At 60.5% G+C, this 24,004-nt stretch carries 20 protein-coding genes; 9 read left to right on the top strand and 11 right to left on the bottom strand.

The features are described from left to right. Nucleotides 1-40 precede the first annotated feature (40 nt). The 5 genes from dinG (at nucleotide 41) to pdxH (ending at nucleotide 7,923) form a co-directional block, all read left to right on the top strand. A complete protein-coding gene (gene dinG / locus ACM6G4_RS13115; protein WP_007992389.1) occupies nucleotides 41-2,185 on the top strand; it encodes an ATP-dependent DNA helicase DinG in 2,145 nt (714 codons plus the stop codon). A gap of 96 nt (nucleotides 2,186-2,281) precedes the next feature. After that, a complete protein-coding gene (locus ACM6G4_RS13110; RefSeq protein WP_414913851.1) occupies nucleotides 2,282-4,765 on the top strand; it encodes a beta-galactosidase in 2,484 nt (827 codons plus the stop codon). Nucleotides 4,766-4,984: 219 nt separating this feature from the next. Continuing rightward, on the top strand, nucleotides 4,985-6,130 hold the full coding sequence (locus tag ACM6G4_RS13105; protein ID WP_414913850.1) for a serine hydrolase domain-containing protein: 1,146 nt from the start codon (nucleotides 4,985-4,987) through the stop codon (nucleotides 6,128-6,130). Between the two features lie 113 nt (nucleotides 6,131-6,243). Then, nucleotides 6,244-7,251 carry an OmpA family protein gene (locus ACM6G4_RS13100; protein WP_414913849.1) on the top strand — a complete coding sequence of 336 codons (1,008 nt, stop codon included), beginning with the start codon at nucleotides 6,244-6,246 and terminating at the stop codon, nucleotides 7,249-7,251. A gap of 24 nt (nucleotides 7,252-7,275) precedes the next feature. Next, nucleotides 7,276-7,923, top strand: coding sequence for a pyridoxamine 5'-phosphate oxidase (gene pdxH / locus ACM6G4_RS13095; protein ID WP_056720842.1), 648 nt, complete (start codon nucleotides 7,276-7,278; stop codon nucleotides 7,921-7,923). A 5-nt stretch (nucleotides 7,924-7,928) separates the two neighbouring features. On the opposite strand, the gene ACM6G4_RS13090 is transcribed toward pdxH, so the two are convergent. After that, nucleotides 7,929-8,165, bottom strand: coding sequence for a hypothetical protein (locus tag ACM6G4_RS13090; RefSeq protein WP_056720840.1), 237 nt, complete (start codon nucleotides 8,163-8,165; stop codon nucleotides 7,929-7,931). 165 nt (nucleotides 8,166-8,330) lie between these two features. Here ACM6G4_RS13090 and ACM6G4_RS13085 point away from each other — a divergent pair, with 165 nt between their 5' ends. After that, nucleotides 8,331-8,795 (top strand): glycine zipper 2TM domain-containing protein, encoded by a 465-nt coding sequence (locus ACM6G4_RS13085; protein ID WP_056720838.1) that lies wholly within the window; start codon nucleotides 8,331-8,333, stop codon nucleotides 8,793-8,795. A 104-nt stretch (nucleotides 8,796-8,899) separates the two neighbouring features. Here the strand turns inward: ACM6G4_RS13085 and nhaA are convergent, their stop codons facing one another. Next, a complete protein-coding gene (gene nhaA, locus ACM6G4_RS13080; RefSeq protein WP_414913848.1) occupies nucleotides 8,900-10,087 on the bottom strand; it encodes a Na+/H+ antiporter NhaA in 1,188 nt (395 codons plus the stop codon). A gap of 247 nt (nucleotides 10,088-10,334) precedes the next feature. Here nhaA and ACM6G4_RS13075 point away from each other — a divergent pair, with 247 nt between their 5' ends. After that, nucleotides 10,335-11,432: a PLP-dependent cysteine synthase family protein gene (locus ACM6G4_RS13075; protein WP_177336453.1), complete on the top strand. Its 1,098-nt coding sequence runs from the start codon at nucleotides 10,335-10,337 to the stop codon at nucleotides 11,430-11,432. 95 nt (nucleotides 11,433-11,527) lie between these two features. On the opposite strand, the gene ACM6G4_RS13070 is transcribed toward ACM6G4_RS13075, so the two are convergent. From ACM6G4_RS13070 to ACM6G4_RS13060, 3 genes are all read right to left on the bottom strand, one after another. Beyond that, nucleotides 11,528-13,141, bottom strand: coding sequence for an NAD(P)/FAD-dependent oxidoreductase (locus ACM6G4_RS13070; RefSeq protein ID WP_056720832.1), 1,614 nt, complete (start codon nucleotides 13,139-13,141; stop codon nucleotides 11,528-11,530). 95 nt (nucleotides 13,142-13,236) lie between these two features. Continuing rightward, the gene (locus ACM6G4_RS13065; protein WP_056720830.1) at nucleotides 13,237-13,905 is read right to left on the bottom strand and encodes a COG3650 family protein; all 669 of its coding nucleotides are present in this window, start codon (nucleotides 13,903-13,905) and stop codon (nucleotides 13,237-13,239) included. A gap of 168 nt (nucleotides 13,906-14,073) precedes the next feature. Then, nucleotides 14,074-14,670: a short chain dehydrogenase gene (locus tag ACM6G4_RS13060; RefSeq protein ID WP_056720829.1), complete on the bottom strand. Its 597-nt coding sequence runs from the start codon at nucleotides 14,668-14,670 to the stop codon at nucleotides 14,074-14,076. Between the two features lie 104 nt (nucleotides 14,671-14,774). On the opposite strand from ACM6G4_RS13060, the gene ACM6G4_RS13055 reads away from it, so the two are divergent. Next, complete coding sequence (locus ACM6G4_RS13055) at nucleotides 14,775-15,683, top strand: LysR family transcriptional regulator (RefSeq protein ID WP_414913847.1); 909 nt, start codon at nucleotides 14,775-14,777, stop codon at nucleotides 15,681-15,683. 158 nt (nucleotides 15,684-15,841) lie between these two features. On the opposite strand, the gene ACM6G4_RS13050 is transcribed toward ACM6G4_RS13055, so the two are convergent. The 5 genes from ACM6G4_RS13050 to ACM6G4_RS13030 all read right to left on the bottom strand — a co-directional run bounded on the left by ACM6G4_RS13050 (nucleotide 15,842) and on the right by ACM6G4_RS13030 (nucleotide 20,845). Next, entirely contained in the window at nucleotides 15,842-16,543 is a 702-nt protein-coding gene (locus ACM6G4_RS13050; protein ID WP_015093834.1) for an ABC transporter ATP-binding protein, read from the bottom strand. After that, complete coding sequence (livG, locus tag ACM6G4_RS13045) at nucleotides 16,544-17,311, bottom strand: high-affinity branched-chain amino acid ABC transporter ATP-binding protein LivG (RefSeq protein ID WP_056720826.1); 768 nt, start codon at nucleotides 17,309-17,311, stop codon at nucleotides 16,544-16,546. It abuts the gene before it with no gap. Further along, nucleotides 17,308-18,564, bottom strand: a complete 1,257-nt coding sequence (locus ACM6G4_RS13040; protein ID WP_414913846.1) for a high-affinity branched-chain amino acid ABC transporter permease LivM — start codon at nucleotides 18,562-18,564, stop codon at nucleotides 17,308-17,310. Before ACM6G4_RS13040 ends, livG begins: the two co-directional genes overlap by 4 nt. After that, nucleotides 18,561-19,484, bottom strand: coding sequence for a high-affinity branched-chain amino acid ABC transporter permease LivH (gene livH, locus ACM6G4_RS13035; protein ID WP_414913845.1), 924 nt, complete (start codon nucleotides 19,482-19,484; stop codon nucleotides 18,561-18,563). Before livH ends, ACM6G4_RS13040 begins: the two co-directional genes overlap by 4 nt. A gap of 233 nt (nucleotides 19,485-19,717) precedes the next feature. Next, nucleotides 19,718-20,845, bottom strand: a complete 1,128-nt coding sequence (locus ACM6G4_RS13030; protein ID WP_056720823.1) for a branched-chain amino acid ABC transporter substrate-binding protein — start codon at nucleotides 20,843-20,845, stop codon at nucleotides 19,718-19,720. 350 nt (nucleotides 20,846-21,195) lie between these two features. Between ACM6G4_RS13030 and ACM6G4_RS13025 the strand changes: the two genes are divergently transcribed. Further along, nucleotides 21,196-21,501 (top strand): DUF2288 domain-containing protein, encoded by a 306-nt coding sequence (locus ACM6G4_RS13025; protein WP_414913844.1) that lies wholly within the window; start codon nucleotides 21,196-21,198, stop codon nucleotides 21,499-21,501. 295 nt (nucleotides 21,502-21,796) lie between these two features. Here the strand turns inward: ACM6G4_RS13025 and ACM6G4_RS13020 are convergent, their stop codons facing one another. Then, the gene (locus ACM6G4_RS13020) at nucleotides 21,797-23,992 is read right to left on the bottom strand and encodes a hypothetical protein (protein ID WP_056720819.1); all 2,196 of its coding nucleotides are present in this window, start codon (nucleotides 23,990-23,992) and stop codon (nucleotides 21,797-21,799) included. Between the last annotated feature and the right edge of the window lie 12 nt (nucleotides 23,993-24,004).

The following is a 24,004-nucleotide window of genomic DNA, read 5'->3' as shown; positions in this document are numbered from 1 at the left end:
CCACTGAAAATTTATCCAGCGTTTTTGCGCCCGACAATCCATGATCAGCACTGAACTCAAAACCACGATCCAGGGCGCCTACTCGCGTTTTCTCGAAGCCAAGAGCCTCAAGCCGCGTTATGGCCAACGCCTGATGATCGCCGAAGTCGCCAAGGTCCTGGGTGATATCGACACTGACGACGAAGGCCGGCGCAGTGGCGACCCCGCGATTGTCGCGGTGGAAGCCGGCACCGGCACCGGCAAGACCGTGGCCTACAGCCTGGCGGCGATTCCCACGGCGAAGGCCGCCGGCAAGCGCCTGGTGATCGCCACGGCCACCGTGGCCCTGCAGGAGCAGATCGTCTACAAGGACTTGCCTGACCTGATGCGCAACAGCGGGCTGAACTTCAGCTTCGCCCTGGCCAAGGGGCGCGGGCGCTACATGTGCCTGTCCAAGCTCGACATGTTGCTCCAGGAAGGCCACGCGCAGACCGCCACTGCTCAGTTGTTCGAAGAAGAAGGCTTCAAGATCGAGGTCGACGAGGCCAGCCAGAAGCTGTTCACCAGCATGATCGAGAAACTCGCCGGCAATAAGTGGGACGGCGACCGCGACAGTTGGTCCACCGCCCTGGAAGACGCCGACTGGGCGCGCCTGACCACCGACCACAGCCAGTGCACCAACCGTCATTGCCCGAACTTCGGCCAGTGCGCCTTCTACAAGGCCCGCGAAGGCATGGGCAAGGTCGACGTGATCGTCACCAACCACGACATGGTGCTGGCCGACCTCGCCCTGGGCGGCGGTGCCGTGCTGCCGGACCCGCGCGACACCATCTACGTGTTCGACGAAGGCCATCACCTGCCGGACAAGGCCATCGGCCACTTCGCCCATTACACGCGCCTGCGCTCCACCGCCGACTGGCTGGAGACCACCGCCAAGAACCTCACCAAGCTTCTGGCCCAGCACCCGCTGCCGGGGGACCTGGGCAAGTTGATCGAGCAGGTGCCGGAGCTGGCGCGGGAGATCAAGACCCAGCAGCAGTTCATGTTCACCGCCTGCGAGCAGATCGCCGACTTCAAGCCCGGCGAAGACGTCGAAGGCCGCGAGCGCCCGCGTCACCGATTCGTCGGCGGGGTGATCCCCGAGCACATGCGTGAAATGGGCATCGAACTGAAGAAGGGTTTCGCGCGGCTGACCGATCTGTTCACCCGCCTGACCGAGTTGCTCAAAGAAGGCATGGATGGCGAGGTCAACATTGGCATCGCCAGCAACCAGGCCGAGGAGTGGTATCCGCTATTCGGTAGTCTGTTGTCGCGTTCTTCCGGCAACTGGGAATTGTGGACTGCCTTCACCGTCGAGGACCCGGAAGACAACCCGCCGATGGCCCGCTGGCTGACCCTGGCCGAAAGCGGTTCGCTGTTCGACATCGAGGTCAACGCAAGCCCCATCCTCGCGGCGGAAATGCTTCGCCGCAACCTGTGGAACGTGGCGTATGGCTGCCTGGTGACGTCGGCGACCCTGACGGCCCTCGGCACCTTCGACCGCTTCCGCATGCGCGCCGGCCTGCCGAAAAAAGCCGTGACGGCCGTGGTGCCAAGCCCCTTCCATCACGCTGACGCCGGTGTGCTACGGGTGCCGAACCTGAACGCCGATCCCCGTGATGCAGCGGCGCATACCGCCGCGATCATTCGTGACCTGCCTGAATTGGTCGAAGGCTCGCGGGGCACGCTGGTGCTGTTTTCCTCGCGTAAACAGATGCAGGACGTGTTCGACGGCCTCGACCGCGACTGGCGCAAGCAAGTGTTCATCCAGGGCAACCTGTCGAAACAGGAAACCCTCAACAAGCACAAGGCGCGGGTCGATGGTGGGGATTCCAGCGTGTTGTTCGGCCTGGCGAGCTTCGCCGAAGGGGTCGACTTGCCCGGTGCCTATTGCGAGCACGTGGTCATTGCCAAGATTCCATTCTCGGTACCCGATGATCCGGTCGAAGCAGCGCTGGCCGAGTGGATCGAAGCCCGGGGCGGCAATCCGTTCATGGAAATCTCCGTGCCGGATGCCTCGCTGAAGCTGGTCCAGGCCTGCGGTCGCTTGCTGCGCACCGAAGAAGACCGCGGCACTATCACCTTGCTCGACCGGCGCCTGGTGACCCAGCGCTATGGCAAAGCCATCCTCAATGCGTTGCCGCCGTTCCGTCGAGAAATTTCCTGAAGCACCGGTGGGCAGTTTTGCCCGCCGCGTTGTCTATCTCTCTGCCATCGCTTTTCCACTGGCCCATTGAAGGTCGTTAGGGAGAATTTCGTTCTCATGATTTGCCGTTCGTTGCCTGCTGTTTTTGCCCTGATGTTCGCAACGCCGCTGTTGGCCGCCCCCGCCGGCCAGCAGACGCTGTTCAACTTCGTGCGCCCCGCCGACGTGGTCCAGGTGGCGACTCAGGACGCCAGCCTGCCGCAATCCAACGCCGAGCAAACCCCCGAAGGCGAAGTGCTGCGCCGGGTGACGTTCAACCCGGTCGCCCGCCCGACGTTGCGCCTGACCCCGCAAACCGGCGCCTGGGACTGGTCGCAGTCGGGCGTCATGAGCCTGCGGATCCAGAGCGCGATGGACTGGGCCTTGACCCTGTACGTGACCATCCAGAGCAACGACGGCAAGACACTGGTCAGTCGCGTCGATCTGCCGGCGGGGCCTGCGCAAACCCTGTTGGTGCCTTTGCAAGCGACATCACCGCTGAGCCTGGGCATGAAGGCTGGCCCGCCGATGCCGATGACCGTTGAGGGGCAGCGAGTGTTGCTGGCCAGCAGCGCCGGTGAGCTGGATCGCAGCCAGGTGGTGTCGGTGAGCCTGTCGATGGACCAGCCCAAAGCCGCGCAAAGCATCCTGCTGGAACGCTTTGGTGTGCAGGACGGCGAGTCGGTCACCCAGGCCGTTTATGGCGGTTTGGTGGATGCTTACGGCCAGTCGACCCGGGCCAGATGGCCGGAAAAAGTCAGCAGCGACGAACAGCTGAAAAGCGCCGCCAGCAAGGAGCAGCAGCAACTGAAAACCTGGCTGGCCGAGCGTCAGAAGTCTTCTCTGGATAAGTTCGGTGGGTTAGCCAAAGGCCCGTCGTTCAAGGCCAGCGGTTTTTTCCGAACCGAAAAACGTGACGGTCGCTGGTATCTGGTGACGCCCGAGGGGCACCCGTTTTATTCCCTGGGGGTCAATACCGTGGCTCCGGATGTCAACCAGACCTACGTTGCCGGTCGCGAATGGATGTTCGAATCCCTGCCCAAAGCAGATGACGCACTCGCCAGCCACTATGGCGAAGGCGACAACCGTGGCGGCAACGGCGCCGATCAGGGTCGTGGGTACAGTGCAGGTCGCTGGTACGATTTCTACGGCGCCAACTTGCAGCGCCTTCATGGCAACCCTTGTGACTCGAGCAGCGACAGTAAGGCCGGCGTAGCGGCCGCCGCCAAGGCCGATGCGGTTGAAGCAACGGCGGAAAAAGCTGCCGAGCAACCGGTCGTGCCTGCGGCTGCCGAATCCGGTGTCGCCGAAGCGGCCAAAACTGAGGCAAAAGCAGCAACGCCAACACCTGTAGAACCCTGCAAAGCCGCGTTCGACGAGCAGCGCTGGGCCAGTCACACCCTTGATCGCTTGCAGGCCTGGGGCTTCAACACCATCGGCAACTGGAGCGCACCCGCACTGGGCGACGCTGATCGTGTGCCCTACACCATGCCGCTGTCGATCGTTGGCGACTACGCCAGCATCAGCACCGGCACCGACTGGTGGGGGGGCATGCCCGATCCGTTCGACCCGCGTTTCGCCATGGCCACCGAGCGTGCAGTGGCGATTGCTGCCCGCGACCATCGTGACGATCCTTGGCTGATCGGTTACTACGCCGATAACGAACTGGCCTGGGCCGGTCCCGGCGATGACCCGAAAGCCCGTTATGCCTTGGCCTACGGCACCTTGAAAATGACCACCGACGTGCCGGCCAAGCGCGCATTCCTCAAGCAACTGCGTGACAAGTACCGCAATCAGGCGGGCCTGTCGAAGGCCTGGGGCATTGAGCTGCCAGCCTGGGAACTGATGGAGGATCCGGGGTTCGTACCGCCGCTCCCGAGCGCCGAGCACCCGGAAATCGAAGCCGACTTCAAATACTTCCAGAAGGTCTTTGCCGACACTTACTTCAAGACCATCTCCGACTCACTCAAGTGGCACGCGCCGAACCAGTTGCTGCTCGGCGGCCGCTTCGCGATCAGCACACCGCAAGCCCTGGAGTCCTGCGCCCAGTACTGCGACGTGTTGAGTTTCAACATGTACACCCTGCAACCCCAGGATGGTTACGACTTCGCCAAGCTGCGCAGTCTCGACAAACCGGTGCTGATCACCGAGTTCAATTTCGGTTCGGCCGATCGTGGCCCGTTCTGGGGCGGCGTTACGCCGTTGGCGAAGGAGGAAGACCGCGGTCCGGCGTACACCAACTTCCTCAAGCAGGCATTGAGCGAGCCGTCGATTGTCGGCGTGCATTGGTTCCAGTACCTCGATCAACCTGTAACCGGACGCCTGCTTGACGGTGAAAACGGTCACTTCGGGTTGGTGGGCATCACTGATCTACCGTTCCAGGGTTTTGTCGACAGTGTTCGCAAGAGCAACCTGGCGACAGTCGAGCAACTGGGCAAAGAGGCCGAGAAGGCTGCAACCGCCGCCGACAAAGCCAGCCACGACGCCGAGGGCGGCCGCAAGGCCGAGGCCGGCAAGGGGCCGGGGAAAGGCGCGGGTGGGCACTCCGGCAAAGGCCATTAATCGCTGAAACCGTGTCATCGTTCTTCGCGAGCAGGCTCGCTCTCACTTTGGAATGCATTCTCCTGTGGGAGCGAGCCTGCTCGCGAAGGCGTCATTGGCATCACCACTGCATTTCAAGTTGATGGCAGAGCGACCGCCCGGCCCAACCCTGTTCCCAAAACCCTCAAGGGCTGGAACAATGCCGACCACTTTGTAGAGCGTTAATCCGGGGAGTTGCGGGTGCAGATTCAGGGTCATTACGAGCTTAAGTTCGAAGCGGTGCGAGAGGCGTTCGCGGCGCTGTTCGACGATCCCCAGGAGCGTGGCGCCGCGTTGTGCATCCAGGTCGGTGGCGAAACCGTTGTCGATCTGTGGGCCGGCACTGCCGACAAGGACGGGGCCGAGGCCTGGCATAGCGACACCATCGCCAACCTGTTCTCCTGCACCAAGACCTTTACCGCCGTCACCGCGCTGCAGCTGGTGGCCGAAGGCAAGCTGCAACTGGATGCCCCGGTTGCGCGCTACTGGCCTGAATTTGCCGCTGCCGGCAAAGCGTCCGTCACCCTGCGTCAACTGCTCTGCCATCAGGCCGGTCTACCGGCATTGCGCGAGTTGTTGGCCCCCGAAGCCCTTTACGACTGGCAAACCATGGTCGACGCCCTGGCCGCCGAAACGCCGTGGTGGACGCCGGGCGAAGGCCACGGTTACGCGGCGATCACCTATGGCTGGCTGATCGGCGAATTGCTGCGCCGTGCCGACGGTCGCGGGCCGGGTGAATCCATCGTCGCGCGGGTCGCCAAACCGTTGGGCCTGGACTTCCATGTGGGCCTGGCCGACGAAGAGTTCCATCGCGTGGCCCACATTGCGCGGGGCAAGGGCAATGTCGGCGATGCCGCGGCCCAGCGCCTGCTGCAAGTGACCATGCGTGAGCCAACGGCCATGACGACCCGGGCATTCACTAACCCGCCGTCGATCATGACCAGCACCAACAAACCCGAGTGGCGACGCATGCAACAGCCGGCCGCCAATGGTCATGGCAATGCCCGCAGCCTGGCCGGATTCTACGCCGGCCTGCTGGACGGCAGCCTGCTGGAAAGCGAAATGCTCGATGAATTGACTCGCGAGCACAGCCTCGGCGAGGACAAGACTTTACTGACCCGGACCCGTTTCGGCCTGGGTTGCATGCTTGATCAACCGGATGTTGCCAATGCCACGTTCGGCCTTGGCCCGCGGGCGTTTGGTCATCCGGGTGCCGGCGGCTCCATCGGTTTTGCCGATCCGGAGCACGATGTGGCTTTCGGATTTGTGACAAATACCCTGGGGCCGTACGTCTTGATGGACCCGCGCGCGCAAAAGCTGGTGCGGGTTCTGGCCACTTGTCTGTAAAAGCGGCTATCGGGTTCCAGGGCTGGAACCCGATAACCTTTTCAGTTTCAAACCGTCTGCTTCTACCGGCCAATGTGGCCTGATTTTTTTGACTTCATTTTTGTGGATATCCAATGTCATCCAATAAAACCCTCGCTTTGGCCCTGTGCTTCGCTATTACCGGTTGCGCACAGACTCCACAGAAAGACGTGACGGCATCTGTCGCCAAGACTGAAAGCGGCAGCCACTGGTACTGGCCGTTCGGTTCCGACGACAGCGCCGGCAAGCCCGTGGCCAAGCCGGAGGTGAAGCCCGCAGTCAAACCCGTTGCGGCGGCCAAGGCTGAAACCGATAGCGGTAGCAAGTGGTGGTGGCCGTTCGGCGGTAGCGAGCAGAGCACCGCCAAAGTTGTGCCGATGCCTGACCCGAAAGTCACCCAGGCCTGGCTTGACGACTACGAACCGCGACTGCGCGAGGCGGTCAAGGGCAGCAACATGCAACTCGAGCGCCGCGAAAACGTGCTGGTAGTGACTGCACCGGTCGAAGGCTCGTTCAACCCGGATCGTCCGGCCATGCTGCTGCCGGTCACACTCGGTCCGTTCACCCGCGTTGCCAAGATCCTTGAAGCCGATCCAAAGACCGCTGTGTTGATCCTCGGCCACAGCGATACGTCCGGCGCGGCGCCGGCCAACGTCAAGCTGAGCCAGGAGCGTGCCCAGTCCGTTGCGGCGATTTTCCGTCTCAGTGGTTTGCAGCGTGATCGCCTGATGCTGCGTGGCCTGGGCGGTGACGCGCCGCGTGCCGCCAATGACAGCGTGCAAGGGCGTGCGTTGAACCGTCGCGTGGAACTGCTGGTGACCCCGCAAAACACCATGGTCGCGCTGCTGAGCAAGTACAACATGCCGGCTCCGGCACCTGTGACCATGGTCGCTGCCGCGGACGCCAAACCGGTCGTCAAGCCTGTGACACCGGCCCCTGCGACTAAAAAGGCTGCTGTTCCAGCGACGAAAAAAGCGCCCGCGAAAAAAGCGTCGGCCAAGAAAGCACCTGCGAAAACCGCAACGCCGGCAAAAAAGACCACACCAGCCAAAGCCTCCACGGCTGACAAGAAAGTCGTCGCCACTGATACTGCAAAGCAGTGATTCGTTAACCAAAAGGAATGCGCCATGACCCAGGGCCTGGCTGATATGCGTCGTGACTACACCCGTGATGGCCTGACCGAGGCACAAGCCCCGGCCGAGCCGTTCGCACTGTTCCACCAGTGGTTCGCCGACGCGGTGAAAACCGAGCAGGCACCGGTGGAAGCCAACGCCATGACCCTGGCCACCGTTGACCAGGACGGTCGACCGCACTGTCGCATTCTGTTGCTCAAGGGCCTGGACGAGCAGGGCTTCACCTTTTTCACCAACTACGAAAGCGCCAAGGGCCAGCATCTGGCCGCGAATCCGTTCGCGGCCATGACGTTTTTCTGGCCGGCGCTCGAGCGCCAGGTGCGTATCGAAGGACGGGTGGTGAAGGTGACGCCTGAGGAGTCCGACGCCTATTATCAGGTCCGTCCGCTGGGCAGTCGCCTGGGGGCCTGGGCGTCACCGCAGAGCCGGGTGATCGCCGGTCGTGGCGAACTCGAAGCGCTGCTCAAGAATACCGAGCAACGTTTCAGCGACACCCAGCCCCATTGCCCGGAACACTGGGGCGGTTATCGCCTGCTGCCGGAACGCATCGAATTCTGGCAGGGCCGCCCAAGCCGCCTGCACGACCGCCTCAATTACCGCCAGCAGGGCGCCGACTGGATTCTTGAACGTCTGGCACCCTGAGCAGTCTACCGATCGGGATAGCCTGCCGCAGCGGCCTCCAGCCACTTCGGCAGGTCTCGACGCTTGATCTTCTGCGCCCGGGCACTCGCCAATCGTTCGAGCATGAAGGCTTTTTTCTGCTCGTCCTTGCCCGCCAGCGCTAGCGCCAGGTCGCGGTCCATCCAGCGTTTGATCCGCACGTACAGCCACCAATGGAAGTACAAACCGGCAACAGTCGTGACGACGATGATAAAGTAGTCCATTGAAATCCTTGGCCAGTGGGGCAGTTTTGCGAATTTGCCGCTACTGTGTGAGTTCGTGGAGGCGCCTTAACGGAGCCTGAATCAAACCAATTTTACCCGGGCGATGCCGTGACAGGCGTCAAGCCGCGGAGTTTAATGAACAACTGTTTCTTTGGAGTTGATGCTATGCGTAAGTCTGTCCTGCTGGTTGCTTCCTTTTCCACGATGGCGATGTTGCTCACTGGTTGCCAATCGAGCCTGACCGGTGACTCCTACTCCCGTGACGAGGCGCGTCGGGTGCAGACCGTTCGCATGGGCACCATCGAAGCATTGCGCCCGGTGAAAATCGAAGGCACCAAGACCCCGATCGGCGGCGCTGCAGGCGCAGTGGTCGGTGGCGTTGGCGGCAGCTCCATCGGTGGCGGCAAGGGCAGTATTGTTGCTGCGGTCATTGGCGCAGTCGCCGGCGGCCTGATCGGTTCGGCCGCGGAAGAAGGCCTGACCCGCACCCAGGGTGTGGAAATCACCGTACGCGAAGACGATGGCAGCATGCGCGCCTACGTACAGGAAGTTCAGCCGAACGAAGTGTTCCGTGTTGGCGAGCGTGTGCGCATCGCAAGTGTGAATGGCACCAGCCGCGTTTCGCACTAAACGCAAACACTGGATAAACAAAAAACCCGATCAGGTGACTGATCGGGTTTTTTGTTTTGCGGCTCAGGCGAGTCTTGATTGGCGCCAGGGTTTATTGCGGTTTATCAGGAGGCCAGCGCACTGTTCTTGCGGCTTGCCATCGCCGTCACCACATAACCGATCAGCGCCGCCAGAATCGAACCGGTCAAGATCCCCATGCGGTCCATCCCGGCGAAATCACTCACGCCCGGCTCGAAGGCCAGCGAGCCGACAAACAGGCTCATCGTGAAACCAATGCCACAGAGAATCGCCACGCCCAGTATCTGACCCCAATTGGCGCCTTGGGGCAGGGTGGCGATACCGGTTTTCACCGCCAGCCAGGTCAGGCCGAAGACGCCGACGGTCTTGCCCAACAGCAACCCGATGGCGATGCCCATGGGGACGTGGTGAGTGAAGCTTTCAACGGTGACACCGCTCAGGGACAGGCCGGCATTGGCAAAGGCGAACAGTGGCAGGATGCCGTAGGCCACCCACGGATGCAGGGCGTGCTCCAGGGTCAGCAATGGCGAAGGCTCGGCATTTTTCGTGCGCAGCGGAATGCAGAAGGCCAGGGTCACGCCGGCCAGCGTGGCGTGGACACCGCTCTTGAGCACGCAGACCCAGAGGATCAAGCCAATGATCATGTACGGCCCGAGCTTGACCACGCCAAGCCGGTTCATCCCGATCAGCGCCGCAATACAGGTCGCGGCCAGCGCCAGGGACAGGGTCGACAGCGCGCCGGAGTAGAAAATCGCAATGATGATGATCGCGCCGAGGTCGTCGATGATCGCCAGGGTCATCAGGAACAGTTTCAGCGATACCGGAACCCGTTTGCCCAGCAGCGCCAGCACGCCAAGGGCGAAGGCGATGTCGGTGGCGGTCGGGATTGCCCAGCCGTTGAGGGCCGCTGGCGTGTCGCGATTGAGGTACCAGTAGATCAGCGCCGGCACCACCATGCCACCAATGGCGGCGGCACCGGGCAGGACGATTTGCGACGGTTTGGACAACTGGCCGTCGAGGACTTCGCGCTTCACTTCCAGGCCGATCAGCAGGAAGAACAGCGCCATCAGGCCGTCGTTGATCCAGAGCAACGCCGGTTTGGCGATTTTCAGCGCGCCGATCTGGGCCACCACGGGAGTGTCCAGCAGGCCGTTGTACAGCCACGACAGCGGCGAGTTGTTGATAATCAGAGCCAGAACGGCAGCGGCGATCAGTAACAGACCGCTGGCAGCTTCCAACTGAAAGAAACGCGTGAAAGTGCTACGCAGAGGCAAGGTCGCTCTCCATCTGTGAATTCAAAAGGTGTTACACCCTAACAAGTACTGTTAGTTGTTAAAACAAAAGTTATATTCTTTTTTGTTATATGTCGTTACAGACTGATCCCCCAGCATCGACCTGAGCCTAGCAGTTGCCGGGCGTATTGGATTTCAGCTGTACCTGTGCCGAACGCGGGTTTTTTCCTAAGCTTGTTGGATGAGCCTTTTCAAAAGGCCGACCCCTGCCCGATACAACGAGAAAACCATCATGAGCGACAACCGACAGTGGTCCCGCGAAGCGATCCGGATCATCGAAGCCGATTTCCAGCGCAGCGCCGACACCCACTTGATCCCCTTGCCGCTGCCGGGTTTTCCAGGCATCGAGTTGTACTTCAAGGATGAGTCCAGCCACCCCACGGGCAGCCTCAAACATCGCCTGGCCCGTTCGCTGTTCCTGTATGCGCTGTGTAACGGCTGGCTCAAGCCCGGTGCGCCGGTCATTGAAGCTTCCAGCGGTTCCACGGCGATTTCCGAAGCGTACTTCGCGCGCATGCTGGGCTTGCCGTTCATTGCGGTGATGCCGGCGACCACGTCCAAGGAAAAGATCGCGCAGATCGCCTTCTACGGTGGCCAAAGCCACCTGGTGGACGATCCGACCCGGATCTATGCGGAGTCCGAGCGTCTGGCTCGAGAACATGATGGACACTTCATCGACCAGTTCACTTACGCCGAGCGCGCCACCGACTGGCGGGCGAACAACAACATTGCCGAGTCGATCTTTCAGCAGATGCGTTTCGAGCAGCATCCCGAGCCGAGCTGGTTGATTTCCAGCCCCGGAACCGGCGGCACCACGGCCACCCTGGGCCGATATGTGCGTTATCGCCAATATGGCACCCGCGTACTGTGTGCCGATGCCGAGCGTTCGGTGTTCTTCGATTACTACCAGACCGGCGATGCCAGCCTGCGACTGGACCACGGCTCGCGTATCGAAGGCATCGGCCGGCCACGCGTGGAAGCGTCGTTTCTGCCCAAGGTGATCGACGCGATGGTCAAGGTGCCGGATGCCTTGTCGCTGGCGGCCATGCACTACCTGGCGGAGCGTCTGGGACGGCATGTGGGTGGGTCGAGCGGGACCAACCTGATCGGCGCACTGATGGCCGCCCAGCACATGAACGCAGCGGGGGAGACGGGCTCGATGGTGGCGATTCTGTGTGACAGCGGCGAGCGCTACGCCACGACCTATTACGATCAGGACTGGCTCAAGGCTCAGGGGTATGAGTTGAGCGGTTTGGTGGCTGTTGTGGCGGCGACGGTGGAGCGGGGGGAGCCGTTGCCGGCGAGCGTGCTGCGCGCCAATATCTGACACAAATGAAAAGATCGCAGCCTTCGGCAGCTCCTACAGGAGATGGTGTAAATCCTGTAGGAGCTGCCGAAGGCTGCGATCTTTTACTTTAAACCTTAAGCCTCCAGGCCAAGGATATCCCGAGCCACAGCCTCGGCAATGCGAATCCCGTCAACACCCGCCGACAGAATCCCGCCCGCATAACCGGCGCCTTCACCGGCCGGGAACAAGCCCTTCACGTTCAGGCTCTGCAACGACTCGTTACGGGTAATGCGCAGCGGCGAGGAAGTGCGGGTCTCGATGCCGGTCAGCACTGCGTCGTGCAGCGAGTAACCACGAATCTGCTTCTCGAACGCCGGCAAGGCTTCGCGAATCGCTTCGATGGCGAATGCCGGCAGCGCCAGCGCCAGATCACCCAGGGCGACGCCCGGCTTGTAGGACGGCTCGACGCTGCCCAGTTCGGTGGACGGTTTGCCCGCGATAAAATCGCCGACCAGTTGCGCCGGGGCTTCGTAGTTGCTGCCGCCGAGCACGAATGCGTGGGATTCCAGGCGTTCCTGCAACTCGATACCGGCCAGCGGGCCGCCCGGATAATCGACTTCCGGGGTGATGCCGACGACGATACCGGAGTTGGCATTGCGCTCGTTACGCGAGTACTGGCTCATGCCGTTGGTGACCACGCGGTTCGGCTCGGACGTCGCCGCCACCACGGTGCCGCCCGGGCACATGCAGAAGCTGTAGACCGAACGGCCGTTCTTGGCGTGGTGCACCAGTTTGTAGTCGGCGGCGCCCAGTTTCGGGTGGCCGGCGTACTTGCCCAGGCGCGCACGGTCGATCAACGACTGGGGGTGCTCGATGCGGAAACCCACCGAGAACGGCTTGGCTTCCATGAACACGCCACGGCCGTGGAGCATGCGGAAGGTGTCGCGGGCGCTGTGGCCGAGGGCGAGGATCACGTGTCTGGAGTGGATCTGCTCACCGCCATTGAGTTCGACGCCGACCAGTTGGCCGTCTTCGATCAACACATCGGTGACACGCTGCTGGAAGCGCACTTCGCCGCCCAGGGCGCGAATCTGCTCACGCATGTTTTCCACAACGCCAGTCAGGCGGAACGTACCGATGTGCGGCTTGCTGACGTAGAGGATTTCTTCCGGGGCACCGGCCTTGACGAATTCGTGCAGGACTTTACGGCCGAGGAATTTCGGGTCCTTGATCTGGCTGTAGAGCTTGCCGTCGGAGAACGTCCCCGCGCCGCCTTCACCGAACTGCACGTTGGATTCCGGGTTGAGCACGCTTTTGCGCCACAGGCCCCAGGTGTCCTTGGTGCGCTGGCGTACTTCGGTACCGCGCTCGAGGATGATCGGCTTGAAGCCCATTTGTGCGAGCAACAACCCGGCGAAAATCCCGCACGGGCCGAAGCCGACAACGATCGGCCGCGCGCTCAGGTCGGCTGGTGCCTGGCCGACTTCTTTGTAGCTGACATCCGGCGCCACGCTGACGTTACGGTCATCGGCAAACTTGTGCAGTACCGCCGCCTCATCGCGAACTTCAAGGTCGATGGTGTAGATGAAGCACAGTTCGGAGGACTTTTTGCGCGCATCGTAGCTGCGCTTGAACAAGGTGAAATCGAGCAGGTCATCGCTGGCAAGCCCTAAGCGCTGCACGATGGCAGGGCGCAGGTCTTCTTCGGGATGGTCGATCGGCAACTTGAGTTCGGTGATTCGTAACATGGCGGGATCCGGTTCGCGGGGCGCACAACTGCGCCAGGGCGTTTGAAGCCCGCGATTATAAGCCTCAAAGGCGCAGGCCCGTGAGGCTTAAACGATCAGTCGTCGCGCGATCCGCCGAAATACCCGCAGCCGCGCTGCACCTGACCGTCGATGCGCAGTTCGGCGCTCATGTGCTGGATGCTGCCGGTGCTGCTGTCGACGCAACGTTGCGGTGCAACCCACAGTTCGATGTGCTGGTTGTTGGCTTCGGTACTGAGGTTGAAACGGCCATCGCCCAGTTGCTCCTCGACGTAAGGCACGGCCAGCGGCGGCTGGCCGGCCCGGTCGAGGACCATGCCTTTGCCGCTGACTTTCACGCTCCACTGCGGGGTGTGGCCGGCGGCGCGCAGGATCAGCAGCTTGAAATTCGGATCGTCGCACGCGTTGCCCGAGCGCTCGACGCGGTACAACTGCTCCAGATCGAGCTGGCCGTCACCACCGCTGCCGGCCACAACCCGCCCGCGCACGTCGGCAAACAGCTTGCCCTGCTTGTCCGCCAGGTTTGCGGCCTGCTGCAGGACGCTGGTACCGCCCGTGTCGTTGACCACGTAGCGGTTTGTCTGGTTGCACGGCTGGAACAGCAGTTTGCCGTCCGCCGCGGTCAACTGGCCTTGCATGCGTGTCTGGCCGACATGGGAGGCGTTCTGCCGCTCACCCTCGAACAACTGGCAAGCGGCGAACAGCGGAAGCAGGGCAACGAGGACTAAGGAACGGGCAACACGCATCTTGGGGTCTCCTGACAAGTGCCGCCACGTTACTCAGCCTGACCGTTCATCACAACCCGTTATCGTCTCCACTTTGTATTGGCGCGGAAAGATCGCAGCCTTCGGCAGCTCCTACGGAATACGCGCACGCCTCTGTAGGAGCTGGCGCAGCCTGCGATCTTTTGCTTTTCAGATGTGAAAGGTCTGACCTGTTTGCAGGCCTTCCACGCTTTTGGCGTAGGCCAAAGCCACATCCGCCGCAGGAACCGGCTTGAAGCCACGAAAATACGGCGCGTATTTGCCCATGGCTTCGACCAGGACATTCGGGCTGATCGAATTCACACGCAGGCCGCGGGGCAGTTCGATGGCGGCGGCGCGGACGAAGCTGTCCAGCGCACCGTTGACCAGTGCTGCCGAGGCACCGCTGTAGATCGGATCGTGGCTGAGCACGCCGGTGGTGAAGGTGAATGAAGCTCCGTCATTGGCGAACTCACGACCGATCAGCAGCAAATTGACCTGGCCCATGAGCTTGTCTTTCAGGCCCAGAGCAAAGCTCTCTTCGGTCATCTCGTTGAGCGGTGCGAAGGTCACGTTGCCGGCGGCACACACCAGTGCATCGAATTTGCCGGTCTGCTCGAACAGTTTGCGAATCGAGGCGCTGTCACTGATGTCCACTTGAAAGTCGCCGCTGGTGCGACCGATGCGGATGATTTCGTGACGTTGCGACAGTTCCCTGTCGACGGCCGAACCGATGGTGCCATTTGCGCCGATCAAAAGAATTTTCATGGGGGGATCCTCGTGTGGGTTGAACGAGGTTTCAGTTTAGGGTGGTTTTTTCTCCGGATAAGCGCACTAATAGGCAACCTTTGGTTTTCAAATGGAAACAATCCATGAGTGAGATGGATGACTTGGCGGCGTTCGCGGTATTGATCGAAGCGGGGAGTTTTACCCTGGCGGCGCAGCAGCTCGGTTGCAGCAAAGGCCAGCTGTCCAAGCGCATCAGCCAGTTGGAAGCGCAGTTTTCCGTGGTGTTGTTGCAACGCACCACCCGCCGCTTGAGCCTGACCGCCGCCGGTGCTGCGTTGTTGCCCCAGGCCCAGGCGCTGGTGGTGCAAGTCGAGCGGGCCCGCCAGGCCCTGGCGCGTCTGAAGGACGACATGGCCGGCCCGGTGCGGATGACGGTACCGGTGTCGCTCGGGGAAACCTTCTTCGATGGCCTGTTGCTGGAGTTCTCCACCAAGTATCCCCAGGTACAGATCGAGTTGGAGCTCAACAACAGTTACCGAGAACTGTCCCGCGACGGCTTCGATCTGGCGATTCGTTCCGACGTGGCCATTGACCAGCGACTGGTGGCGCGTCCACTGCTGGCGTGGCAAGAACTGACCTGTGCCAGCCCGGCCTATCTGGAACAATACGGTGAACCGCAAACCCCCCAGGCGCTGGCCGAACATCGCTGCCTGCTCAACAGCCATTACAGCGGTCGCGAAGAATGGCTGTATCACCAGCAGCACGAGTTATTGCGGGTGCGGGTGTCGGGGCCGTTCGCCAGCAACCACTACAACCTGTTGAAGAAAGCCGCGCTGGTCGGCGCCGGTATTGCGCGCTTGCCGTCCTACTGTTTGCCAACGGAACTGGCCGACGGGCGTTTGCGATGGCTCCTGCGCGATTATCAGACCCGCAGCATGCCGATGTACCTGGTGCATCCGTATCAGGGCGGATTGCCCAAGCGCACGCAGGTACTGGCGGATTATCTGATCGGGTGGTTCAAGCGCAGTGGGGAGGTGCTGGATCGGCTTTGAACCATCACACGGACCCTGTAGGAGCCGCCGAAGGCTGCGATCTTTTGACTTTGGTTTTTTAAGATCAAAAGATCGCAGCCTTCGGCAGCTCCTACACCGATCTCATTCGCAGGCATAAAAAACGGCCCGAAGGCCGTTTTTTTGTTTACCGCAATGGCTCAACCACCGAGGTAGGCTTCGCGCACTTTCGGGTCGGTCAGCAGGGCTTCACCTGTGCCTTGCATCACCACCCGGCCGTTCTCCAGAACGTAGGCACGGTCAGCGATTTTCAGCGCCTGGTTGGCGTTCTGCTCGACCAGGAACACCGTCACACCGTCCTTGCGCAGCTGTTCGATGATGTCGAAGATCTGCTGGATGATGATCGGTGCCAGGCCCAGGGAAGGCTCGTCGAGCAGCAACAGCTTGGGCTTGCTCATCAGCGCACGGCCGATGGCGAGCATTTGCTGTTCGCCGCCGGACATGGTGCCGCCGCGCTGGTTGAAGCGCTCTTTCAGGCGTGGGAAAAGTCCGAGAACCTTGTCCATCTGTTCCTGATAGTCGCCCTTGGCGGTGAAGAAACCGCCCATGGACAGGTTTTCTTCCACGGTCAGGCGGGAAAACACCCGGCGACCTTCCGGCACAACCGCGATGCTCTTGCGCATGATCTGCGAGGAGTCCTGGCCGACCAGTTCCTCACCCATGTAGCGGATGCTGCCGCTGTGGGCGCGCGGCGAACCGCAAAGCGTCATCAGCAGCGTGGACTTGCCGGCACCGTTGGCGCCGATCAGGGTCACGATCTCGCCCTGGCGGACTTCGACGTTGACGCTGTGCAGGGCCTGGATCTTGCCGTAGAAGGTGGAAACGTTTTCGAACTGCAGCATTTACGCTTCCCCCAGGTAGGCTTTGATCACTTCAGGATTGTCGCGGATCTGTTCCGGCGTGCCGTTGGCCAGGGGCGTGCCCTGGTTGATCACGACGATGTGGTCGGAAATGCTCATGACCAGCTTCATGTCGTGTTCGATCAGCAGCACGGTGACGTTGTGCTCTTCACGCAGCATGCTGATCAGCGCCTTGAGGTCCTCGGTTTCCTTCGGGTTCAGGCCGGCGGCCGGTTCGTCGAGCATGAGGATGCGCGGGCGGGTCATCATGCAGCGGGCGATTTCCAGGCGACGTTGCTGACCGTAGGCCAAGGTGCCGGCCGGACGGTTGGCGAACTCGCGCAGGTTGACCTTGTCCAGCCAGTACTCGGCGTATTCCATGGCCTCGCGCTCGCTCTTGCGGAACGACGGGGTCTTGAACAGTCCGGACAGGAAGTTGGTGTTCAAGTGACGATGCTGGGCGATCAGCAGGTTCTCGACCGCCGTCATGTCCTTGAACAACCGCACGTTCTGGAAGGTGCGCACCACGCCCTTGAGGGCGATCTTGTGGCCGGGCAGGCCTTCGATCGCCTCGCCGTCGAGCAGGATGCTGCCGCCGCTCGGCTTGTAGAAGCCGGTCAGGCAGTTGAACACGGTGGTCTTGCCGGCGCCGTTGGGGCCGATCAGCGCAACCACTTGTTTCTCTTTCACGCTCAAGGCAACGCCGTTGACCGCCAGCAAGCCGCCGAAGCGCATGCTCAGGTTTTCTACTTTGAGGATCTCGCGGCTCATTTGCGCAGCTCCATGTGAGGACGTTGCATGGGCAGCAGACCCTGAGGGCGCCAGATCATCATCAGTACCATCAAGGCACCGAACATCAACATGCGGTACTCACTGAACTCACGCATCATTTCCGGCAGCAGGATCATCACCACGGCAGCGAGGATCACGCCCAGCTGCGAGCCCATGCCACCCAGCACCACGATGGCGAGGATGATCGCCGACTCGATGAAGGTAAAGGACTCCGGCGTCACCAGGCCTTGACGGGCAGCGAAGAAGCTACCGGCAAAACCGGCGAAACTCGCACCCAGGGTGAAGGCCGACAGTTTGATGATGGTCGGGTTCAGGCCCAATGCACGGCAGGCAATTTCGTCTTCACGCAACGCTTCCCAGGCACGGCCCAGGGGCATGCGCAGCAAGCGGTTGATGACGAACAGCGCACCCAGGGCAAGCAACAGCGCAACCAGGTAGAGGAAGATCACCTTGTTGATCGAGTTGTATTCCAGGCCGAAATACTCATGGAAGGTCTGCATGCCTTCCGCGGCCTTGCGTTCGAAGGTCAGGCCGAAGAACGTCGGTTTCTCGATGTTGCTGATGCCGTTCGGACCGCCAGTGAGGCCGGTCAGGTTACGCAGGAACAGACGAATGATTTCACCGAAGCCCAGGGTCACGATCGCCAGGTAGTCGCCACGCAAGCGCAGCACCGGGAAACCGAGCAGGAAGCCGAAGGTGGCTGACATCAGGCCGGCGATCGGCAGGCAGATCCAGAAGCTCAGGCCGTAGTAGTGCGACAGCAGCGCGTAGCTATAGGCGCCGACGGCATAGAACCCGACGTAACCGAGGTCGAGCAGACCGGCCAGGCCGACCACGATGTTCAGGCCGAGGCCGAGCATCACGTAAATCAGCACCAGCGTGGCGATGTCCACCGCACCGCGAGAGCCGAAGAACGGCCAGACCAGGGCACCGGCGATCAGCGCAATGATGACCCAACGCTGAGTGGTCGGCAGGGTCAGGAAGTTGCTGGCCTTGGCCGGGATCAGCGGCATGCTCGGCGAAGAGCGCCAGGCCGAGCTGATCTGCTGGTCGAACAGCACACGCAGGAACATCAGTACCGAGCACACCGCGATGGTGATCAGGGTGGCGTCGCTGGTGCCATGAACTTCGAGGTTGATGCCGACGATGGTCAGCTTCAGACCGAGTACCGGGTAGGCCACGGCCCACACCAGCAAGGCACTGAACAGTGCCTGTTTAAGATTCCTAGTCATACCTTCTCAACCTCCGGACGGCCCAGCAGGCCGGTTGGCCGGAACAACAACACCAGGACCAGCAGGCCGAACGCCACGACGTCCTTGTACTGGTCGCCGAAGATATCGGCACCAAAGGCTTCCGCCACGCCAAGTACCAGCCCGCCGAGCATGGCGCCCGGAATACTGCCGATACCGCCCAGCACGGCTGCGGTGAAGGCCTTGAGGCCAACCAGGAAACCGGCGTTCGGGTTGATCACGCCGTATTGCATGCTCAGGAGCACGGCGGCAATGGCTGCCAGTGCCGCACCGATGACGAAGGTCAGGGCAATGATGTTGTTGGTGTTGATACCCAGCAGGTTGGCCATCTTGATGTCCTCGGCGCAGGCGCGGCAGGCGCGACCCAGGCGAGAGCGGGAGATGAACAGGGTCAGGCCGAGCATGGCGACCAGGGTCACCACGAACACCACGATTTGCATGTAGGAAATCAGCACTTCATGTGCGCCACCTGGCCCAAAGGCAAAGTTGCCCGGAATCAGGTTGGGGATGGATTTGTCCTTGGAGTCTTGCGCCAGCAGAACGGTGTTCTGCAGGAAGATCGACATGCCGATGGCGGAGATCAGCGGGATCAGACGGTTGCTGCCGCGCAAGGGGCGGTAGGCGATCCGTTCGATGCTGTAGCCGTAGGCACTGGTTACAACGATGGTGGCGAGAAAAGCTGCGGTCATCAACAGCGGCACGCTGTCGAGTCCCACCATGGCCAGCCCGGCGATGGCGATGAACGCCACGTAGGAACCGATCATGTACACCTCGCCGTGGGCGAAGTTGATCATTCCAATGATGCCGTAGACCATCGTATAGCCGATGGCGATCAGGGCATACGTGCTGCCAATGGTCAGGCCATTAACCAGCTGTTGGAAGAAGTGATAGATGTCAGGCATTACAGCGCTCCTAAAAACCTGATACGCATTTCACTGGTGGAGTCATTTTCCCGCCCGGGCCCCGTGGATCTGCATCCACTTCGAATCCGGGGTTTGCCAGCGAACCGCTGATGACGGTTTTGAGATTTTCAGGTGGGGAGACTGGCGGATCACGCCAGCGCGGCCCAGATACGTTCGTAAAACAAAGCCCACGGCACGCCGTGGGCTTTGTTGGCAGTCAGTCAGGCAATGCCTTACTGAGGCTTGGCTTCAGTTTTTGGTTTGCCGAAGTGCCACTCGTAAACCACGAATTTGAAGTCTTTCAGGTCGCCTTTTTCGTCGAAGCTCAGGTCGCCGGTAGGCGTCTTGAAGGTGCCGGCGTGGATGGCTTCAGCCACTTTGGCGGAGTCTTCGGACTTGGCAGCCTTGATGCCGTCGGCGATCACGGTCACAGCCGAGTAGGCCGGGAACACGAACGGACCGCTCGGATCTTCTTTCTTGGCTTTGAACGCATCAGCCAGGGCAACGTTGGCCGGATCCTGGTCGAAGGATTTCGGCAGGGTCACCAGCAGGCCTTCGGAAGCATCCTTGGCGATCTGCGAAATGGAGTCGTTACCCACGCCTTCCGGACCCATGAACCTGGCTTTCAGGCCTTTTTCCTGGGATTGACGCAGGATCAGGCCCAGCTCCGGGTGGTAGCCGCCGTAGTAGACGAAGTCGACGTTGGCTTGCTTGAGCTTGGAGATCATCGACGAGAAGTCTTTGTCGCCGGCGTTGACGCCTTCGAACACGGCGACTTTCACGCCTTTGCCTTCCAGGGTTTTCTTCACAGCGGTGGCGATGCCTTCACCGTATTGCTGTTTGTCGTGCAGAACAGCAACGATCTTCGGTTTTACGAAGTCGGCAATGTAGTTACCGGCGGCAGGGCCCTGGGCGCTGTCCAGACCGATGGTGCGGAACACCATTTTGTAACCACGGGCGGTGATGTCCGGGCTGGTGGCAGCCGGGGTGATCATGATCACGCCTTCGTCTTCGTAGATGTCCGAAGCCGGTTGAGTGGAGCTGGAGCACAGGTGACCGACTACGAACTTGACGCCGTCGTTGACGACCTTGTTCGCGACTGCCACAGCTTGTTTCGGATCACAGGCGTCATCGTATTCAACGGCTTCGAGTTTCTTGCCGTCCACGCCGCCCTTGGCGTTGATTTGCTCGATGGCCATTTTGGCGCCACTGAACTGCATGTCGCCGTATTGGGCTACAGGGCCGGTCTTGGGGCCGGCGATGCCGATCTTGATGGTGTCAGCTGCGAACGAATGGCTGGCAACCCCGGCCAGAACCATAGCGGCAAACAGTTTGGAAATCTGCTTAGTAGCCTTAGTCATAGTGCTCCACTCTTACTGTTGTAGTTTTTATAGTCCTGGCGCCGAAAGCAGCAGAACCGGGTCAGATATCTGCGACATTCCCCGGAAAAGTCCCTCGGCAACTGTACCGGTACAGTGTAGAGCGCCGATTGTCAGCCTGGGAAGGCAGCGCCGGGGGACAAAACCTGCAAGTGTCGCTTTATTGAAAGTAAAAGACAGAATTGCGGCGGGGTGTTGAGGGGCTTATAGCCATATTCAGTGCATTCCCTGGCTTTCCTGCGCTTTTCATTTCGGTCACTCAATTGCATCCGGGTTTTTCTGCCAGACCACCGACGTTATCATCTACGTCGATTTCTTTTCCGGACAGTCCCATGAATCAAGAACCTAGCACCCTCTATGCCAAGCTGCTTGGTGAAACCGCATCTATTACCTGGAAAGAGCTGGAGCCGTTCTTCGCCAAGGGTGCCCTATTGTGGGTCGATCCTGGCCTGGATCTGATCGCCGCCGCCGAGGCCGTGGCCCAGGATGAAGGGGAGAAAGTGGCTGCCTGGCTGGCCGCTGACAAGGTCGCCAAGCTGTCTGAAACGCAGGCGCTGGATCTTTTTGAGCGTGATCCGCAGTTGTGGGCCGTGGTTGTTTCGCCGTGGATTCTGATCCAGGAAAGAGCGCAGGTATAAGAGGCTGCACCTGATTGGTGCGCTTCTTTCAGAGGGAAAAGTGTGTAGCCGAGTAGCGTGATGGCATGTTGCCGTAGAGAAAGGCCACAGCCTCACGGTGACGTAAACGTAACGGGAACAGTTGGGAGGGCAGCTGAACGTCTGCTCAATTGTTTCTGAATGTTGGATAAAAGATCAAAAGATCAGATCAAAAGATGGCAGCCTTCGGCAGCTCCTACAAAGGCGCGCTGCGGTGTCATGTGAACCGCAGCCCGTAGGAGCTGCCGAAGGCTGCGATCTTTTCAGGCATACCTCATCAAGCCGTCTTGCCCGTATGGTTATTCAACGAAATAACCTTGGTCTTGCCGATGCGGTGACGGTAGATCTCGCGCAGGTACTTGATCGATTTCTTCACGCAATCCCGGGACAGGCGGATGTCATTGATCGAGACAAATTTTTCCTTGTCGTTGATCAGTTCGCGGTACTTCTTCTCGTACATCGGCTTGATCGCGTACCAGTTGGTATCGAGGATCTTCGCCGGGTTCTCGAATTCGTTGAGCAATTCGTCGATGCGGTCTTCATCGAATTGTTCGTTGATGATGAAGTCCAGGATCGAGTTGTCCAGGGTCTCGTCGAATCGGTACGGGTTTTTCGCGAAGCAGCGCTTGATGAACGCCACGATCAGCGTCAGGAAGTCGTCCGACAGGCACGGGCTCTTGGCGATCAGGGTGGTCAGCGACAGGTTGGCCGAAGCACCGATCACCAACGCGTAGCGCTTGAGTGTGGTGTTGGGGAACAGGCTGTTGAGATGGGTCTTCAACCGGTTCAAATCCATGTAGGACAGCTTGTAGTCCTTCGGCAACGAAACGATAGACACCACCGACGAGCAATTCTTGAAGAAGTGCAGGTCATGCAGGGCCGCCGCGTCGTAACCCGAGTTCTTGTACTGTTCCAGCGACGCGCGATAGCGCTTGGACTCGATCGGCAACAGGCTGATGCCTTCGATGGCCTGGGTGACCTTGTTGAAGTGCGGCAGATCGATCGAACGGAAGAACAGGTCGTCGATGTTCAGGCGCTGCGGCTCTTTCTCGAACACTTTGAATTTGTCGCTGCTCGGTGCCGGGGTTTCCGGCACCACGGACTCGGCGTAGGCAATCGCCACCGGGCCGGCCAGGCTCATGAACAGGTCATTGGCGTCCAGGCGGATGGTTTCGCCGATATCGATGCCGGCGCGACGGAAATAGTTCTGGTCGTAGTCAGTCGTAACTGCCTGCGCCGTCAGAATGTTGAAGATCTGCTGCGAGATGTACTGGTTGGCGTGCTTTTCCATGGCATTGACATCAATGTTCTGGATGTTGCCGTCATCGTTCTCTTCGGCGTAACGCATGATGTCGTTGGAGATCAGCATCATCGCGTTCCACGGGCGGATGCGGCCCATGACGCTGGCTTCGCTGCTGTCTTCGTTGGCGAAGTTGTAGGAGAAGTCCCACTCTTCCGACAGGTATTTGCACAGCAGTCGACCGGCGTTGATGTGCAACGCCTCGGACATTTCACTGCGGTGATCGGAAATGTTCGGCAGTACACAGATGCCACTGGTGAAGATCGGTTCGAAGACGAAGGAGTGGCCGCTCTTGCTGTCGTGCTCGTCCATCGGCTTGGTGTCGAACGTCTTGTTCATATACGAATGCTGCTGGGCCAGGCCGAATTCCGAGGCCATGCCCGAGCCGGTACCGCCGCCGGCACTGAAGATCGAGAAATACAGGCGCGACTGGTTGGCCTTGATGCCACAGCTGTCGATCAGGTACGAGTGAATCATCTTCCAGTCGGGGCTGGAGAAACGCTGGGTGTCCTTGTTCAGGATGATCTTGGCCAGGTACTGGCCGAGGATCGGCGCGTTACCGGCGCCACCGGCATGGACTTCCGACAGGTCCATGATTTTCATTTTGCTGTAGTCGCGCAGGAAGCCGCTTTTTTCGCCCTTGCGCGAGAAACGGATGCGTCCGGCGATGTCTTTGTCCAGGTCCCCGAGCATCACCAGCGGCTCGACCAGAAACACTGGCTTGGTGTTTTTGTTCTGGCCCAGGCGCAGGTTGTTACGGATCCACTGGGCCGGGCTGTAGCCCTTTTCGGTAAAACGCTTGTCCGGCGACAGGCGATCTTCGTTGTTGAATTCATTGAGGTAGAACTTGCGGGCGTTATACACAAGCTCCGCCACGTCCAGCGCAATGTTCGAGCCGCAGCGGCCCAGGCCGATCAGGCACACCGACGGGAATTCCTGATCGCTGTGCTGTTCGCTGTCGCCTTCCAGGTGCGGTGCGCGCGGGAACACCATGTCGCGCAGGCCGTCGAGGTTGTCGAGGATGCGGTCGGTGTTGGTTTCGGTGAAGTAGAGGTATTGCTGGGTCGCCAACGGGCGCGATTGAATCAATGGCTTCGGTGATGACGGGCTGTTGGCCGCGGGGCTCAACGTCAGATCGGTTACCGCAGTGGCCGGGTTGTTTTTAGAAGTCATTGTTCGCCATCT

This window comes from Pseudomonas sp. IT-P258 (assembly GCF_949767825.1).
Lineage (GTDB): Bacteria > Pseudomonadota > Gammaproteobacteria > Pseudomonadales > Pseudomonadaceae > Aquipseudomonas > Aquipseudomonas monachiensis.
This window is presented reverse-complemented; position numbering and strand designations above follow the sequence as displayed.

What these genes read in the sequence shown, in the direction of transcription:
- ACM6G4_RS13050 (WP_015093834.1), bottom strand. Translation starts at nt 16,543, where the DNA reads ATGCTGCAGTTCGAAAACGTTTCCACCTTCTACGGCAAGATCCAGGCC.
- pdxH (WP_056720842.1), top strand. Translation starts at nt 7,276, where the DNA reads ATGACCCAGGGCCTGGCTGATATGCGTCGTGACTACACCCGTGATGGC.
- ACM6G4_RS13070 (WP_056720832.1), bottom strand. Translation starts at nt 13,141, where the DNA reads ATGTTACGAATCACCGAACTCAAGTTGCCGATCGACCATCCCGAAGAA.
- dinG (WP_007992389.1), top strand. Translation starts at nt 41, where the DNA reads ATGATCAGCACTGAACTCAAAACCACGATCCAGGGCGCCTACTCGCGT.
- ACM6G4_RS13040 (WP_414913846.1), bottom strand. Translation starts at nt 18,564, where the DNA reads ATGACTAGGAATCTTAAACAGGCACTGTTCAGTGCCTTGCTGGTGTGG.
- livG (WP_056720826.1), bottom strand. Translation starts at nt 17,311, where the DNA reads ATGAGCCGCGAGATCCTCAAAGTAGAAAACCTGAGCATGCGCTTCGGC.
- ACM6G4_RS13030 (WP_056720823.1), bottom strand. Translation starts at nt 20,845, where the DNA reads ATGACTAAGGCTACTAAGCAGATTTCCAAACTGTTTGCCGCTATGGTT.
- ACM6G4_RS13065 (WP_056720830.1), bottom strand. Translation starts at nt 13,905, where the DNA reads ATGCGTGTTGCCCGTTCCTTAGTCCTCGTTGCCCTGCTTCCGCTGTTC.
- ACM6G4_RS13085 (WP_056720838.1), top strand. Translation starts at nt 8,331, where the DNA reads ATGCGTAAGTCTGTCCTGCTGGTTGCTTCCTTTTCCACGATGGCGATG.
- ACM6G4_RS13060 (WP_056720829.1), bottom strand. Translation starts at nt 14,670, where the DNA reads ATGAAAATTCTTTTGATCGGCGCAAATGGCACCATCGGTTCGGCCGTC.
- ACM6G4_RS13020 (WP_056720819.1), bottom strand. Translation starts at nt 23,992, where the DNA reads ATGACTTCTAAAAACAACCCGGCCACTGCGGTAACCGATCTGACGTTG.
- ACM6G4_RS13100 (WP_414913849.1), top strand. Translation starts at nt 6,244, where the DNA reads ATGTCATCCAATAAAACCCTCGCTTTGGCCCTGTGCTTCGCTATTACC.
- ACM6G4_RS13055 (WP_414913847.1), top strand. Translation starts at nt 14,775, where the DNA reads ATGAGTGAGATGGATGACTTGGCGGCGTTCGCGGTATTGATCGAAGCG.
- ACM6G4_RS13025 (WP_414913844.1), top strand. Translation starts at nt 21,196, where the DNA reads ATGAATCAAGAACCTAGCACCCTCTATGCCAAGCTGCTTGGTGAAACC.
- ACM6G4_RS13110 (WP_414913851.1), top strand. Translation starts at nt 2,282, where the DNA reads ATGATTTGCCGTTCGTTGCCTGCTGTTTTTGCCCTGATGTTCGCAACG.
- livH (WP_414913845.1), bottom strand. Translation starts at nt 19,484, where the DNA reads ATGCCTGACATCTATCACTTCTTCCAACAGCTGGTTAATGGCCTGACC.
- ACM6G4_RS13090 (WP_056720840.1), bottom strand. Translation starts at nt 8,165, where the DNA reads ATGGACTACTTTATCATCGTCGTCACGACTGTTGCCGGTTTGTACTTC.